This window comes from Bacteroides sp. 2_2_4, from assembly GCF_000157055.1.
GTDB classification, from domain to species: domain Bacteria; phylum Bacteroidota; class Bacteroidia; order Bacteroidales; family Bacteroidaceae; genus Bacteroides; species Bacteroides ovatus.
The window spans coordinates 107,336-123,872 of sequence record NZ_EQ973355.1; the positions used below are offsets into that span (position 1 = coordinate 107,336).

14 protein-coding genes are annotated in these 16,537 nt (G+C 42.3%); 3 read left to right on the plus strand and 11 right to left on the minus strand.

Translation table 11 applies throughout. The features are described 5' to 3' along the window. Positions 1-20: 20 nt before the first annotated feature. Both BSCG_RS26645 and BSCG_RS26640 read right to left on the minus strand, forming a co-directional pair. A complete protein-coding gene (locus BSCG_RS26645; RefSeq protein ID WP_008774592.1) occupies positions 21-692 on the minus strand; it encodes a DUF4476 domain-containing protein in 672 nt (223 codons plus the stop codon). Between the two features lie 115 nt (positions 693-807). Next, on the minus strand, positions 808-1,647 hold the full coding sequence (locus BSCG_RS26640; RefSeq protein ID WP_004311957.1) for a S1 RNA-binding domain-containing protein: 840 nt from the start codon (positions 1,645-1,647) through the stop codon (positions 808-810). A 185-nt stretch (positions 1,648-1,832) separates the two neighbouring features. Here BSCG_RS26640 and BSCG_RS26635 point away from each other — a divergent pair, with 185 nt between their 5' ends. Next, positions 1,833-2,834, plus strand: a complete 1,002-nt coding sequence (locus BSCG_RS26635; protein WP_004296217.1) for a malate dehydrogenase — start codon at positions 1,833-1,835, stop codon at positions 2,832-2,834. A 289-nt stretch (positions 2,835-3,123) separates the two neighbouring features. Here the strand turns inward: BSCG_RS26635 and BSCG_RS26630 are convergent, their stop codons facing one another. From BSCG_RS26630 to rpoN, 8 genes are all read right to left on the minus strand, one after another. Further along, entirely contained in the window at positions 3,124-3,546 is a 423-nt protein-coding gene (locus BSCG_RS26630; protein WP_004296218.1) for a Fur family transcriptional regulator, read from the minus strand. Positions 3,547-3,553: 7 nt separating this feature from the next. Further along, complete coding sequence (locus tag BSCG_RS26625) at positions 3,554-5,500, minus strand: heavy metal translocating P-type ATPase (RefSeq protein ID WP_004311956.1); 1,947 nt, start codon at positions 5,498-5,500, stop codon at positions 3,554-3,556. A gap of 66 nt (positions 5,501-5,566) precedes the next feature. Beyond that, entirely contained in the window at positions 5,567-6,202 is a 636-nt protein-coding gene (locus BSCG_RS26620) for a porin family protein (protein WP_004306987.1), read from the minus strand. Between the two features lie 1,769 nt (positions 6,203-7,971). Further along, on the minus strand, positions 7,972-9,813 hold the full coding sequence (locus BSCG_RS26615; RefSeq protein ID WP_008774594.1) for a 4-hydroxy-3-methylbut-2-en-1-yl diphosphate synthase: 1,842 nt from the start codon (positions 9,811-9,813) through the stop codon (positions 7,972-7,974). Further along, positions 9,813-10,322 (minus strand): 5-(carboxyamino)imidazole ribonucleotide mutase, encoded by a 510-nt coding sequence (gene purE, locus BSCG_RS26610; protein ID WP_008774595.1) that lies wholly within the window; start codon positions 10,320-10,322, stop codon positions 9,813-9,815. Before purE ends, BSCG_RS26615 begins: the two co-directional genes overlap by 1 nt. A 91-nt stretch (positions 10,323-10,413) precedes the next feature. Further along, positions 10,414-10,794 carry a glycine cleavage system protein GcvH gene (gene gcvH, locus BSCG_RS26605; RefSeq protein ID WP_004296232.1) on the minus strand — a complete coding sequence of 127 codons (381 nt, stop codon included), beginning with the start codon at positions 10,792-10,794 and terminating at the stop codon, positions 10,414-10,416. A gap of 29 nt (positions 10,795-10,823) precedes the next feature. Then, positions 10,824-11,495, minus strand: a complete 672-nt coding sequence (locus tag BSCG_RS26600) for a phosphatase PAP2 family protein (RefSeq protein WP_004296233.1) — start codon at positions 11,493-11,495, stop codon at positions 10,824-10,826. Positions 11,496-11,559: 64 nt separating this feature from the next. Further along, positions 11,560-13,047, minus strand: a complete 1,488-nt coding sequence (gene rpoN, locus BSCG_RS26595; protein WP_004296234.1) for an RNA polymerase factor sigma-54 — start codon at positions 13,045-13,047, stop codon at positions 11,560-11,562. A 138-nt stretch (positions 13,048-13,185) separates the two neighbouring features. Here rpoN and BSCG_RS26590 point away from each other — a divergent pair, with 138 nt between their 5' ends. Both BSCG_RS26590 and BSCG_RS26585 read left to right on the plus strand, forming a co-directional pair. Next, positions 13,186-14,559, plus strand: coding sequence for an aminopeptidase P family protein (locus BSCG_RS26590; RefSeq protein WP_004311953.1), 1,374 nt, complete (start codon positions 13,186-13,188; stop codon positions 14,557-14,559). 218 nt (positions 14,560-14,777) lie between these two features. After that, positions 14,778-16,088 (plus strand): acetylxylan esterase, encoded by a 1,311-nt coding sequence (locus BSCG_RS26585; protein ID WP_004311952.1) that lies wholly within the window; start codon positions 14,778-14,780, stop codon positions 16,086-16,088. 4 nt (positions 16,089-16,092) lie between these two features. Here BSCG_RS26585 and BSCG_RS26580 read toward each other — a convergent pair whose 3' ends face one another. Continuing rightward, entirely contained in the window at positions 16,093-16,494 is a 402-nt protein-coding gene (locus BSCG_RS26580; RefSeq protein ID WP_004306977.1) for a hypothetical protein, read from the minus strand. Between the last annotated feature and the right edge of the window lie 43 nt (positions 16,495-16,537).

A 16,537-nucleotide genomic window follows, 5' to 3' on the forward strand; every position in this document is an offset into this window, starting at 1 on the left:
ATCGTTTTTAGTTAATAGTATCAACGTTTACCGTACCCTATGATAAAATCCTTCATCTTTTCCTTACTGGAGCCAAATGTCAGGGTATTAATCACCGTAAAGAAAGCTTCCTTATCTACAATCCGGGGATACATGATCTTCATAATCTCCATCCGGTCATCATCGAATGTATATAGTTTGGTCAGTTGGAGACATTGGGCAGATGTGAAATCAGAACCAGCCAATGCAGCATTGAGCAACTTCATACGGTCATCTTTAAAAGGCTCATTCTTCATCTCTTTATAAAACGTTTGGAAGAGCTGATCGTTCATCACCCTGTTGTAACCATATCCCGGACGATGTTCTCCCTGTTCGGGACGGCTGGGTCTTTCCGGGCGCATGTTATCACGTCCGTCTACCCATATTTCTGTCACTCCTCTCCCATCAAAATAAACGAGATCTTTATATAATTTTTCTCCTTTCCATACTCGCTCTCCCGCACGGGTAAAGCGGGTGGCAAACACTTCAACAGTATAATGTCCGGGATTTAAATTGGCTATAAAGCAGGTAGTAGTAGGTAAACATATCTGGTTCCCTCCCAGGTAAACAAGAATCGGAGTATTCCCGCCATCGATACGGATTCCGTTAACAGACTGCGCTTGTAAGGAGAGGGCAGCGAACAGGATGCAGAAACTTATTATAATCTTACGCATAGCTTATCTAGTTTTTATTATTTATATCTTTAATCTGATAGCACAAAAATAGGGTGAGGAAACTCCCCACCCCAATGATTCTCTCTATTCGTATGTAGGGAAATCCCTATTCTGTTTAGGAATCCGCCAAAGCAATGCCATCCTCATGCAAGGTAATCAGACGTTTCTTATACAAGTCGCCCACTCCTTTCTTAAAGGTTTTCTTGCTAACACCAAACGTGTCATAAATATCTTCCGCAGGACTTTTATCATTCAAGTTGATCCGTCCTCCATGCGCTTTGATATAGTCGAGCAGCGTTTTCGAAAAATCGTCAATCTTTTCAAAACCGGGTTTCTGAAGAATCAGGTCTACCTTACCATCTTCACGCACCTGTTTCACAAAAGCTTTCATCTCCATTCCTGTTTCCAACGGACAGAATATTTCATTTTCATACAGCAAACCGCTATACTTATTATCTATAATCGCTTTAAAGCCCAAATCCGTCTTCTGCCAGATAAGGATATTCACTTCTGCTTCCGGAGTATATTCCGGCTTTTCTTTCAACAGATAACGTTCCACCTTTGCTGAAGCCACAATACGATAACTCTCTTCATCCAAATGCGCATGGACCACATATTTCCGCCCAACCTGCATTTTCATCTTCTGCTCACTGAACGGAACGAACAGGTCTTTCATCAATCCCCAGTTCAGGAAAGCTCCGTATTGATTCACCCAGGAGACTTCCAGACAGGCAAACTGACCTACCTGCACCAACGGAGTCAGCGTCGTAGCAATCAGTCTTTCATCCATATCCAGATAAAGAAACACGTTCAAAAAATCTCCTATCTTACAGTCTTCGGGCACATAGCGGGTAGGCAACAAAATCTCACCTTCTTCCCCACCATCGAGATATACGCCGAAATCTACTTCTTTCACGACTTCAAGCTGATTGAACTTTCCTAATTCGATGCTCATATTCTTATCTATTTATTGTAATAAGACACAAAGATAATCTATTTTGAATAGATCTCTCAAACAGTCAGCCATAACTTTTCGTTATCGGGCAAAACTATTTGCAATGAACAATCTGCTTTCTAATATGTTAACTTTGTAGCGACAAAAAGAAAAAGTAAATTATTCACCTTTAAACATATAAACTTATGGAATTTCTAACCAACGAGAAACTTACGATTGTAGGAGCTGCCGGAATGATCGGCTCCAATATGGCACAAACAGCCATGATGATGAGACTCACTCCGAATATTTGCCTGTATGATCCATTTGCCCCGGCTCTGGAAGGAGTAGCTGAAGAATTGTATCACTGCGGTTTTGAAGGTGTCAACCTTACATTTACTTCCGATATCAAAGAAGCGCTGACAGGAGCTTCTTACATTGTCTCTTCCGGTGGAGCTGCCCGTAAAGCAGGTATGACCCGCGAAGATTTGCTGAAGGGAAATGCAGAAATTGCCGCTCAATTCGGTAAAGATGTTCATCAATATTGCCCAAACGTAAAACATATCGTTGTGATCTTTAATCCTGCAGACATCACCGGATTGATTACTTTGTTGTATTCAGGTTTGAAACCCTCTCAAGTTTCTACACTGGCTGCCTTGGACAGCACCCGTCTGCAAAACGAACTGGTGAAATTCTTCCATATCCCGGCTTCCGACATTCAGAATTGCCGTACGTATGGTGGTCATGGCGAACAAATGGCTGTATTCGCATCTACAACCAAAATAAAAGGAGAGCCTTTGACCGATTTCATCGGCACTACCCGTCTTCCATTGGCAGATTGGGAAGCACTGAAAGTACGTGTCATCCAGGGTGGTAAGCATATTATCGACCTGCGCGGTCGTTCTTCTTTCCAAAGCCCGGCTTATCTTTCTATCGAAATGATTGCCGCTGCTATGGGTGGACAACCTTTCCGCTGGCCTGCCGGAACGTATGTTTCTAACAGTAAGTTCGACCATATCATGATGGCGATGGAAACTTCAATAACTAAAGACGGCGTCACTTATAAAGAAGTAGCCGGAACTCCTGCCGAACAGGAAGAATTGGAAAAAAGCTACGAGCATTTATGCAAACTTCGTGATGAAGTGATTGAAATGGGGATCATCCCAGCTATTAAAGACTGGCACGCATTGAATCCCAATATTGACTAATCAAACAATATTAGCAAAAAGCCGAAAAAGAGAAAATACATCTCTTTTTCGGCTTTTATTCCAATTACTTACATATCACATATACCCCCCACTTAGTCTATAAATCTTTCAAGACTCCAATTCAAATGACTATGCAAAGTTGGGGATAATTCGTCAATTAAAAAAATAGACAAAATGGGGAAAGTACCTAAACTGAAGTTACAGGTACTCAAAGTGCGAAATATAGTGATTATCCTATCCAAATTAGTGAATGGAATAAAACTGCGCATCGAAGTTTATAAAATATCTGTCATTTTTGAGAAGTACATTCGGAACAAACTCCTTTTAGTACATAGTTTATACTATGCAAAGTAAATCCTTTAGGCAAATCAATCACCGGGATATGTGTACCTTCCAGGCAGAATGTACGATGACATTTCTCACAATAAAAATGCGAATGTAAATCCTGTACCACACAATTGCAGGAGTTGTCGCAAACGGCATACTTCAACGAGCCGCTCCCATCGTCTATGCTATGTATGAGGTGATGAGACAAGAAGAGAGCGATGGTACGGGATATAGTCGATTTATCGACTGTATCGAGCAGTGTTTCCAAATCGAGCAATGACACCGCACGCTCTGCCTGCATCATCGCTTTTATCACCAGAAGCCTTATGGCAGTTGGCTTGATACCTCTTCTATCCAACTTATCCAAATAAATATCTTCTTCCATCTTTCTCCTATTTTATCATTTTCTGTATTCTGACAGCATTCATAATGGCAAGTAGCGCAACACCCACATCTGCAAAGACAGCTTCCCAAAGAGTAGCAATTCCACCGGCTCCCAAAATCAATACAAGTAATTTCACTCCAAATGCCAGTGATACATTCTGCCAAATAATTCTTCGTGTCAGTTTTCCTACTTTGATAGCTTCGGCTACCTTCGACGGCTGGTCTGTCTGTATCACGACATCGGCTGTTTCAATAGCCGCATCACTACCCAGTCCTCCCATAGCAATGCCAACATGACTTAGAGCGAGCACCGGTGCATCGTTCATTCCATCACCGACAAATGCGATCCGGTTTGCCTCATCCTGCCGCAGCTCTTCCAGATGATTCACTTTTCCTTCCGGCAACAGGTCACCATAAGCTTTCGATATACCGAGCTTTTCTGCAAAGTTAGTAACAATACTCTGTTTATCACCGGATAGTATCTGGATGTTTTCAATATTTAAAGCTTTTAAATTGTCAATAGCTACCTTTGCGTCCTCTTTCAGGGCATCAGCCAGCAGCAGATAACCTGCATAACGGTTTCCAACAGCACAGACCACGATGGTATCCGTTATTTCCAGCAGTTCTTTTGGATAGGATATATCAAACTTAGACAGTAACCGGCAATTACCGACCAGAACCATAGCCCCGTCTATCGTTGCTTCCAAACCATAGCCGGCAAATTCTTTTGTACCGGTAACAGCTACACATTCAATGTTTTGTTCTTTCGCATAATTCACAACAGCCTTGGCAATCGGATGAGTACTATCACTTTCTACCGAAGCAACCAGTTTCACTAATTCTTCTTCCGAAACCTCGCCTGCACTTTTACAGGCCTGTACTTCAAAGGTTCCTTTTGTCAGGGTTCCAGTTTTATCGAATACCACTGTATTGATCTTAGTGATAGCATCCAGATAATTACCACCCTTGAATAAAATTCCCAACCGGGATGCCGCTCCAATTCCCCCAAAGTAGCCCAACGGAATACTAACCACCAACGCACAGGGACACGAAATCACCAGAAAGACCAAAGCTCTGTATAGCCAATCATTAAATGCAAATACAAATGGAGGATTAATAAGTGAATAAACAAATGGACACAAAACAATTAACACTGCAAGCGCTATAACAATAGGTGTATAAATGCGCGCAAACTTACGAATAAACAATTCAGCCGGAGCCTTACGTTCGGAAGCATTCTGAACAAGCTCCAATATTCGGGCAAGTGCACTCTTATCAAAAGGTCTCGTTACCTCGAGCCGGATAACCTTATCGGTTACAATCATTCCGGCAAGTACTTCTTCACCTTTCCGAATATTACGAGGAACGCTTTCACCTGTTAATGCGGCTGTATTGAAGGCAGCCACTTCATTCTGCATAGTTCCATCCAATGGCACCCGTTCGCCTGCCTTTATTTCTATGATTTCACCGACTTTTATCTTTTTAGGGCTTTCAATAACAAGATTGCCTTCCCGGAGCACTAATGCTTTCTCGGGTCTTACATCCAATAAGGCTCCAATATTACGTTTGGCTTTATCTACCGCTTTATCCTGAAACAGTTCTCCTACTGTATAGAATAACATCACGGCTACTCCTTCCGGATATTCACCAATATAGAAAGCTCCCAAAGTAGCTATAATCATTAGAGTGAACTCACTGAAATAGTCTTTTTCCCTGATACTTTCCCAGGCTTCTTTCATCACTGGAATTCCTACCGGAAGATAGGCCACGATATACCATATCAAGGCAACAGATCCTTCACGGAAGAATGCTAAATCGAGAGCATTCATAATTATTCCACTTGTCAGAAGCAGGAGAGAGAATATCACTTTCCCATATTCATGGAATACCGAAACCTTTGCATCAACCTTTTTTTCTGCTGCGCATGAATGAGCGCCACAACTACAATGTCCCATAACTTTCATCATTTAGTTGATGCAAAGGTAGCAAATGATTTATGCAACAAAGTTGCAAAACCGGTTTTAGAACATATATCCCAACGAGATCATCAGGTTTCTGTTCTTCATTCCTACTTCTTTGATTACCTCAACAAGTCCGAAATCATAGCTTATGGCAACTTGATATTTCTTACTGAACTCAACCCCGGCTTTTAGTCCAAGACCGAAGTCGAATCGTTTTAGACCATCGTCTCCAAATATATCTTCGGACATCGAGTTACCTCCTAATTCCGCAATATCTGCAATATCACCGTCCACTTTCAATTTTGCTTTTCCAAACAGCCCAACAGCCATATAAGGACCTACACTACCAAATAATGAAAAATCATCATTGACGGCATATTTATACCCGACACGTACCGGCACTTCCAGATAGTATGGATTAAATTTTATGCTCGCAAGTGATCCTCCATCAATTTTAGCACCTTTCAATGTAAGCAATGCAGCGAAGTCCATATAGGCACCACTACCATTCGCATCCTGCGACAATCCCAACTCTGCTTTAACACCTGCGTGAAAACCTATCCTGCTATCAAAACCTGTAATGGTGTATTTACTAACATTCATACCTGCCATCACACCCCATTTCAGATTGTCTTGAGCATTGATACTCACCGCACTTATCGCTACTAAAGCGAATAATAATAAGGCCTTTTTCATACGAATAAATAATTTAATTATTGTTTAGAAATTATGTGAGGCAAAAATAACAATAATTCGCATAACTCCGAGAGATTTAGTAAAAATATAAAAAATAAACGATATGAATCTTATGAGGTATAGTCATAGCAAGAGAACCGGACTATTTCAAACGATTTTACGAGATATAGAACAAAAACACTCTGTACAGAGAAAAAATAAAGAATGAAAGACTGCATAACTTGATTAATTGTTATCTTTGCACAGTCAGTCGTAGCGCGACTGTATTGTTTGTTTTAAGAAAAAAAGCGTTTAGCTGATTTCTGTGCCAGTGAAAAGTCCAAATAAAATCAACGCACATGAAACAGATAAATGCTCCTTGCAATATGCGGGGAGTGTTTCCTGTTTGTGCGTTAGGGCTTGGACTCCCTCACTGGCGGATAGGCAAATGCTCTCCGCTTTTTTTGTGCCTATAAATTTGCAATAGATACAAACGACAAATTAGTAATAATCACAAAGGCAAGTCAATTCGGGTGGAGCGGCACCCGAACGACTACAGAGTCGAAAACGTAACATTTAGATGTTACTACTTGCCTTTGAAAATATAAGAGACAGAGGCTAGCTACACCTGCAAGGGGAACAAATGGATTCATCCAGGAGTTCCCCTCTATTTTTGTGAAGATGTGTACTATTGGAAAGACAGATATTAGATCTACATATAAATTTGATGATTCTTATTGTCAACCAAAGCTTTTCCCAAATAGTATAATGATTATCATCGGTTTACATGCTGACAATAAGCCATGACAATAGGCTGACAATAAAAAATTACAACTTCTATTGTCAGCCTGTTCTTTAATCCCTTTGGAGCAAGATTATAAGATTCGTTCCAATGTGTCGATATACTCTGACTTAATTCCCAGCTTGATCCATGTTATAAACTACTGAAGACTATCATTGTTTACAGTAACAATATCATCGGCATAAGGAACACATACGCTTTATAAAATGAATACGCCCTTATTAAATGAATGCTACATAGCCGGTATCTTTCACTTACCAAGCAGGTATTGTTCCATTAAAGTGTCGGTGTTGTTAACTCCCCACGGCCGTGACGAGATCTTCCCACGGCCGTGGTAGGAATTCGTCACGGCTGTGGGAAGAAGTTACCACGGCCGTGGAGAACTAAAGATACCGGTGCTTTAGTGGAACAATACTGATACCCTAGAGGAACTATACTGGCGTGTTAGCGGAACTATATAGGTATATTAATGAAAAGATATCACTTTGGAAAGCTGTTATAAAAATGCGGCATTACTTCGAAACATGTTCATAAAGCTTTTGTTTATCAGGTTATTAAAAGGATCATAAGAGATAAAAATAAGGCTGACAGTAAAAGTAGATATATTTTATTATCAGCATCTATTGTCAGGTGATATAGTATTGATATTCACATACTTAAATACCATTCTGACAGTTTGACAATAAAACAGGTACAAATCAATAGAAACGATCATAAAGTTTTTAATAGGGAAGAAGAACTAAAGGAATTAAAACGAATTCAGCAATCGGCATTTGAGTCGAAGAAGGAAAAATTTGTTGATAGAAGAATTTGGAAAAATTATGGAACCTACTTTTCTATTTTAAGCGCAATTGCGGAGGTAAAAATACAGCAACACCAGGAGAAAAAAACGTAGGTGACTATCTGAAACAGTACTTAGTCAGGCACGGATTACAGATTTTCTATGAGCTTAGTACCCCATCACCTGTATTCCGTGCCCAATATAATATCATTGTTGGTTTTCTTCCCGGTCTGTCCGGATAAACTCCAGAAGTCGTTCTACCGCTTCTTCTTCAGGAATATTTTTCTCTACGCACACCTTGCCTTTATAGAGACTGATTTTCCCCCGTCCTGCTCCTACATAGCCGTAGTCTGCATCTGCCATCTCACCGGGACCATTTACGATGCATCCCATGATGCCGATCTTCAGCCCTTTCAAATGTGAAGTGGCTGCCTTGATACGGGCAATAGTCTTTTCCAAGTCGTAAAGTGTACGGCCGCAACCGGGACAAGATATATATTCTGTTTTGGAGGTGCGGGTACGTCCGGCCTGCAAGATTCCGAAAGCAGTAGCATCAACGACGGCATGGCTCAAGTTACCCTGATTGAACAGGAAGATGCCATCACAAAGACCGTCAAAAATCAAGGCTCCCATATCGGCTGCGGACTTTATCTGCAAATTCTCCGCATCATCTTCCGAATAATGCTGGAAGAAGACAACCGGATTTTGTAAACCTTCCGTCATTAGTTGATGTACCAATGCACGGTGCTCACCCAAACGGTTCGGATGATTGCTTTGGGAAACAATCACTACCTCCGGATGATGTTTCAGACAGGCTATCACTTCATCCGTTTGTGCCATGTAGGGCATAAACAGGAATTTAAGTTCTGCATTGCATTCTCCCATTAAAGGCAGCTGTGCATGATTGAATGCAGGCCAGGTTCCGTCTTCTCCCTGCCATACATCCGCATCAAGAATATATTCTACTCCGTCTTCCCGTTGATCGGGCAAGGTTCTTCCGGCGTAAATATAGTCCGGTGTGAATTGCGGGTTTACCTCTGTCTTCCCGTCCATGCGGTCGGCAATAACCACAGGTACATGTTCACCTCCGATATTACGGACGGCTTTTGTCTTGCGACGTTCGGGAGACAGATAATTGAATTCCGGTGCTTCCAATCCCGGGATATAAGGATGATCCTGCCTCAACAGAACATAATCCACCAGTTTACGAGCCACCGGGATTTCAGCTTCAGGAGCTTCGCTCAAAGATACCCGAATAGTATCTCCCAATCCGTCACTCAACAGCGCACCGATGCCAAGGGCGGACTTGATACGTCCGTCTTCTCCATCTCCGGCTTCTGTCACCCCGAGGTGTAATGGGAAAGCCATCCCTTCTTTTTCCATGACGTCTACCAACAGGCGGACAGTTTTTACCATGACCACCGTATTAGAAGCCTTGATGGAAATCACCACATCCGTGAAGTTTTCCTCTACACAGATACGGAGAAACTCCATGCAGGACTCTACCATTCCTGCGGGGGTATCGCCATAACGGGACATGATACGATCGGACAGAGAGCCATGATTTACTCCAATCCGGATAGCCGTGTGATTCTCTTTACAGATATTCAGGAACGGGACAAACCGGTCATGGATTTTCTGTATTTCCTGCGCATACTCCTCGTCTGTATATTCCAGTTTTTTAAAAGTACGCGCAGCATCTACATAATTTCCCGGATTGATTCGCACCTTTTCTGCGTATTGAGCAGCCACGTCTGCCACTTTCGGATTGAAATGCACATCGGCAACCAACGGAACCATATATCCCTGGCTACGCAGTCCGATATTAATGTTCATCAAGTTTTCGGCTTCTTTGATGCCCTGGGTTGTGAGGCGGACATACTCTCCACCTGCATCAACAATACGTTTCGCCTGTTCCACACAAGCCTGTGTATCCTGCGTAGACGTGTTTGTCATCGACTGGACACGAATAGAATTGGGGCCGCCCAACGGCACAGCCCCAATATTTACTTCTGTGGTTTCTCTTCGAAAATAATTGAATAGATCCATTAGTTCGTTTTATATTCAAACTTCACTTCTTTCAGTTCTTCGTTTGCTTTTATGATTTTCTTTTTCAGTCCTTCCTTGTAAGCAGCAAAAGCTTCTGCCAGTTTCTCATCGCTCAATGCCAGCATCTGGATGGCAAGGATAGCGGCATTCATCGCTCCGTTGATGGCAACCGTTGCTACAGGAATGCCCGGAGGCATCTGAATGATAGAATAAAGTGCGTCCACACCATCGAGCACGGAACCTTTTACAGGTACTCCGATTACCGGCAATGTAGTGTTAGCCGCAATTACACCGGGAAGGGCGGCAGCCATTCCGGCAGCAGCGATAATTACTTTAATGCCACGGTTGCGGGCATTCTTCGCAAACTCTTCCACAGCTTCGGGCGTGCGGTGAGCAGAAAGAGCGTTCATTTCGAACGGTACATGCATATCATTCAGCAGTTGTGCAGCCTTCTCCATAACAGGAAGGTCGGACGTGCTGCCCATGATAATACTTACAATTGGAGTCATAGAATAAAAATTAAAAGCCTCTTCACAGCCCTTTCACGAAGAGAGGGGGTTCAGCTACATTCAACTTATATTAGTTATATTTCTGTTTGCACTATCCGTTTACCACGGCTTTATACGCTTCGGCATCCAGTAGATCTTCCACCGCTTTTACATCCGCCGGCTTCACTTTAATCAACCAACCTTCGCCATAGGGATCTTTATTAACCAGTTCCGGGTTTTCTTCCAATGCTTCATTTTGTTCGAGCACCTCACCTGCTATCGGCAGGAAAAGATCGGAAATAGTTTTCACTACTTCAATCGTTCCGAAAGTTTCACCGGCTTCCAACGTTTCACCAACAGTCGGGATATCTACGAACACAATATCGCCCAATTGTTCCTGTGCATAATCGGTGATACCAACGTATGCAATGTCTCCGTCAACGCGAATCCATTCGTGTTCGTTCGTGTACTTCAAATTCTGTGGAAAGTTCATAATGATTAGTTTTTAGGATTTATACTGTTTTAAAATAAAAATACTCGAAATAAGATGTTACTCACCGGATGAAGTACCAAAAGGGCACATATCAGACCGACAGCAAAACCGGAAAGCACCTCACCCAGCGTGTGATGTCCCAGAACAATGCGTGCAGAACCCAATATACCGGCAATCAAAATAAACAGGCATAGCCATCCGACCGGATTGTAACCGAACAAGGCACTGAAAGAAATCAAGCCTCCGATCACCCCGCCCATTCCTGCCATGTGTTCGCTCAACTTCCATTTCAGGTTTACTGCAATGCAAATGATAGACACTACCAGGGAAGCAAGAATGATACCAGTCATATACCACGGGATATTCAACCTACGCATCATCAGCAGGCAGAACACATACGAGATAATGGTCAGCAGAATAGGTACATAACGCTTCTTACGTTCACTCAACTCCTGACGGGCAAACCCATTGATTTTACGAAACAAGAAAATTGTAATAGTAGGTGTCAGTATGGTGAAGCAGTAAACGATTCCCAACACTATCAACTTATATTGTATCGGCATGATACGAAGATAAGAAAACAGGAATAACACCAGAAACGATAAAAACGGAATAGAAAATGGAGTAAAGACCATCGAAGTGACTCTCGCCACCTGCAACATCGTCTTATCCGCTATGATATGTTCTCTCTCTCTGTCCACTCTTCTTTGATTACTAGTTACTAATTATAAATTACAATTCTCATTCTTCATTGTCAATTATCCATTATTTCCGCAGTCTCGCCACGGGGATATTCAGTTGTTGACGGTATTTGGCTACTGTCCTGCGGGCAATGGGATAACCTTTCTCCTTTAATATATCCGCCAATTCATCATCGGTCAGGGGTTTCTTCTTGTCCTCGCCTTCAATACACTCTTTCAGGATCTTACGAATCTCACGGACAGACATCTCTTCGCCATCTTCTGTGGTATATCCGTCGCTGAAAAAGTATTTGAGCGGATAGATACCGTAATTCGTCTGTACATATTTACTGTTACTCACACGGGAGATTGTCGAAATATCCAATCCCGTACGTTCCGCCACGTCTTTCAGAATCATCGGTTTCAATAGCGATTCATCTCCTTCCAAGAAGAAAGGACGTTGCAGGTCGATAATCGCCTGCATGGTAACCATCAAGGTATTCTGACGCTGACGGACAGCATCGATAAATCCTTGTGCCGCATCCATTTTCTGTTTCAGAAACATCATCGCTTCTTTAGATTCCTTAGACTGGTTAGCCCTGTTTTTTGTATGCTCCTCCACCATTTCCGTGAAGTCACGACTCATACGGAGTTCGGGAACATTGCGGTTATTGAGACTTACATTGATGGTTCCGTCATCATACGTTTCCACAATAAAGTCAGGAACTATTTGTTGGAGATTTCTGCCAATTGCTTCTCCTAAAGAAGCACCCGGACGTGGATTCAGTTTGGTTATTTCAGTAATGGTTTCCTGGAAAGTCTCTTCATCAATATCCAGTTTCTTTATAATCTTCTCCCAATGTTTACGGGTGAATTCTTCGTAACATTCTCTGATAATCCTTTCTTCCAGATTCAAGATAGGACTGGGAGTTTTCTCTTCTTCTTTTTTCCGGCGAATCTGTATCAACAGACATTCCTGAAGACTACGCGCACCGATACCTGCCGGATCGAAGTCCTGTAAGATGTTCAATGCTTCTTCCAGTTCTTCTTCGGTCGATTCGATACCGGCATAAATCGCCAGTTCGTCGCAGATACTTTCCAAAGATTTGCGAAGCAATCCGTCATCATCCAATGAACCGATCAGGTATTCCACCAAGTCACACTGGTGCTCTGTCAGGTTGCGTTCACGCAACTGTTCTTTCAGGATTTCATAAAAAGAGGTGGAGTCGGAAAATGGAATATCCTCCGCTTGTTCATCTTTCGAACGGTTGTTCTCTTGCAATTTATAATCGGGAATATCGTCTTCTGTCAGATAGTCACTCAAAGAATCATAGTCATTGGCATCGCTATCCATGCCATCCTCTGCATTCTCGGTATCGGAATATTCATTATCCGTAGCATTCTCTTCTTTACCTTCTTCAAGTGCCGGATTTTCAAGCAGTTCAGCATGGATACGGTCTTCCAACTCTACTGCGGGAAGCTCCAACAGTTTCACGACCAGAATCTGCTGGGGCGAGAGCGTCTGTACCTGCTGTTGCGCCTGAGATTGTATTTGACGGGAACCTTGTGCCATATTCGTTTTTGCTTTCTACTGTTTCTCGCTACAAAAGTAACTTTTTAACGAGAGATTACACAGATTAGGGAGATAATTTTTAATCCTATAACACAAAATTCGTTATCTTTGTTGCACGAACTTAAAAACTAGGACAATATGTTTGCCAAAGAAACGTATATGCAGCGGAGAGCCCTGCTAAAAAAGAACTTAGGCTCCGGAGTGTTGTTATTTCTCGGAAATGACGAGTGCGGACTGAATTACGAAGATAACACATTCCGTTATCGTCAGGATTCCACTTTCCTTTATTATTTCGGACTTTCATGTGCCGGACTTTCGGCTATTATCGATATAGATGAAGACAAAGAAATTATCTTTGGTGATGAGTTGTCTATCGACGCAATCGTATGGATGGGATCACAGCCGACGTTGCACGAAAAATGCGAACGTGTAGGCGTAAAAAATCTGATGCCGTCTGCTGACATTGTAAGCGACCTCCATCAGTGTGTACAGAAAGGGAAAGCAATTCACTATCTGCCTCCTTACCGCCCTGAACATAAACTGAAACTGATGGACTGGCTGGGTATTCCTCCCGCACATCAGGAAGGTTCTGTTCCATTCATCCGTGCCGTGATCGCTCAACGCAACTATAAATCTGCAGAAGAAATCGTAGAAATAGAAAAGGCTTGCGATGTAACTGCCGATATGCATATTACAGCTATGAAAGTACTTCGTCCGGGTATGTACGAATATGAAGTGGTAGCTGAAATGAACCGGGTGGCCGAATCTAATAACTGCCAGCTATCATTCGCTACAATTGCCACTATCAACGGGCAGACTCTGCACAATCATTATCACGGAAATAAAGTGAAGCCGGGTGATTTGTTCTTAATCGATGCCGGTGCAGAAGTAGAGTCAGGTTATGCGGGTGATATGTCGTCTACCATTCCTGCCGATAAGAAGTTCACCACCCGTCAGCGTGAAGTATACGAGATTCAGAACGCCATGCATCTGGAATCCGTAAAGGCTCTCCGTCCGGGTATTCCTTATATGGACGTATACGAACTGTCAGCCCGCGTCATGGTGGACGGTATGAAGACGCTCGGATTGATGAAAGGAAATACCGAGGATGCTGTACGCGAAGGTGCCCATGCGTTGTTCTATCCGCACGGACTAGGTCACATGATGGGATTGGATGTACATGATATGGAGAATCTGGGAGAGATATGGGTAGGTTACAACGGTCAACCGAAGAGCACACAGTTCGGTCGCAAATCGCAACGCCTCGCTATTCCATTGGAACCGGGTTTTGTACACACGGTAGAACCGGGTATTTATTTTATTCCGGAACTGATCGACATGTGGAAAGCAGAAAAGAAATTTACCGATTTTATCAACTACGAGATAGTGGAGACTTATAAGGACTTCGGTGGTATCCGCAATGAGGAAGATTATCTGATTACAGAAACCGGTGCCCGCCGATTAGGCAAGAAGATTCCTTTGACACCGGAAGAGGTGGAAGCTTTAAGATAAAAAGCCTCATCAAAATAAAAGAAGAACCTTTCTTCTATTCAAAATCAATAGCGGAAGCTTTTCATCCGGATGAAAAACTTCCGCTATTTTTGTCAAAGTACCAAATAGTCCATCTAAAATCACATTTTTTCTACCCTTCTTTTCCCGAATCTTGCGTAATATTGCAACAGAATTAAAATAATTCACTTTTTAATGATATAAAAACAATGAATAACACCATGAAGAGACTACTTTTATCTGTATGGCTATTGTCACTTTCCTTACTGTCCGCCGTAGCTGAAAACTATCCTTATAAAAGCGATGTGCTTTGGGTCACCGTACCCAATCATGCCGACTGGCTTTATAAAACCGGAGAAAAAGTAACTGTAGAAGTACAATTCTATAAATACGGCATCCCCAGGGATAATGTAACCGTCACTTATGAAATTGGCGGTGATATGATGCCTGTTGCCGATACAAAAGGAAGTATAACTTTAAAGAATGGCAGGGGGGTGATTCCTGTGGGCACAATGAAAGAGCCGGGATTCCGCGACTGCCGCCTGAAAGCAACCGTAGATGGAAAGACCTATTCACATCATATCAAAGTAGGATTTTCACCGGAGAAACTTCGCCCATATACAACCATGCCTTCCGATTTCAAGGAATTTTGGGAAAAGGCTAAAGCGGAACAAAAGGAGTTTCCCCTAACGTATACCAAAGAACATGTCGAAAAATATTCCACTGATAAAATAGACTGTTATCTCGTAAAATTGCAACTGAACAAACGTGGACAATGCGTCTACGGATATTTATTCTATCCGAAAAAAGAAGGAAAGTTCCCGGTTGTCTTATGCCCTCCGGGAGCAGGAATCAAAACCATCAAAGAACCTCTACGCCATAAATATTATGCGGAACAAGGATGCATCCGTTTTGAATTCGAGATACACGGCCTCAACCCGGAAATGAGTGAAGAAGAATTCAAAGAAATCAGCAACGCTTTCAATGGCAGAGAAAACGGCTACCTGACCAATGGGCTCGACAGTCGTGATAATTATTATATGAAACGGGTATATCTGGCCTGTGTGCGTGGCATCGACTTTTTAACATCCCTACCGGAATGGGATGGCAAAAATGTAATTGCACAAGGAGGTAGCCAGGGAGGCGCCCTGGCGTTGATCGCTGCCGGACTGGATGAACGGGTGACAGCCTGTGTCGCCAATCATCCAGCATTAAGCGATATGGCAGGCTATAAAGCCGGACGTGCCGGTGGATATCCTCATTTCTTTAGAAATTCGGTGGATATGGATACCCCCGAAAAAATAAAGACAATGGCCTATTATGATGTAGTGAACTTTGCTAAATTGATAAAAGCAGACACCTATATAACATGGGGATTCAATGATGACACCTGTCCTCCGACAACCAGCTACATCGTATACAATGTACTAAACTGTCCGAAAGAAGCACTGATTACTCCCATTAATGAGCATTGGACTTCCAACGATACCGAGTATGGACATCTGCTTTGGATAAAGAAGCATTTAAAGTGAAGTTTTAATCATTCCATCTGGATGCGGGCAATTCTTTTTTCCCGTAACCTTTTTTCCAGGCATACGCTTTCCTCTTCCTGAGATAAAGCGTATCGCCACAATGTTTCATCGCCTCCCAATTAAAGATAGAATGGTGACAGATGATCTTTTCAAACCAATAAAGTATGTGATAAGTCACGAATGGTAACACCATCCACCACCATGAAAACAGTAACGATAAAATAAGTGCTGGTATCAGGGTTAAAGAAAAACATTCCCAATACTGTCTGGCATGAATTCGGAGTTCCATATCTTCCCAGACTTCCAGATATTTATAGCGGGTAAAGAAAAACCAGCCTAACATAAAATAGTGCTTCTTCCCTTTTCCTAAGAACCACTTTGCTAAAAGACTATTATAAAAAATCATATTCACATTTTTTTTGTTGCATGTAGTCCCTTCTTAACAGCAA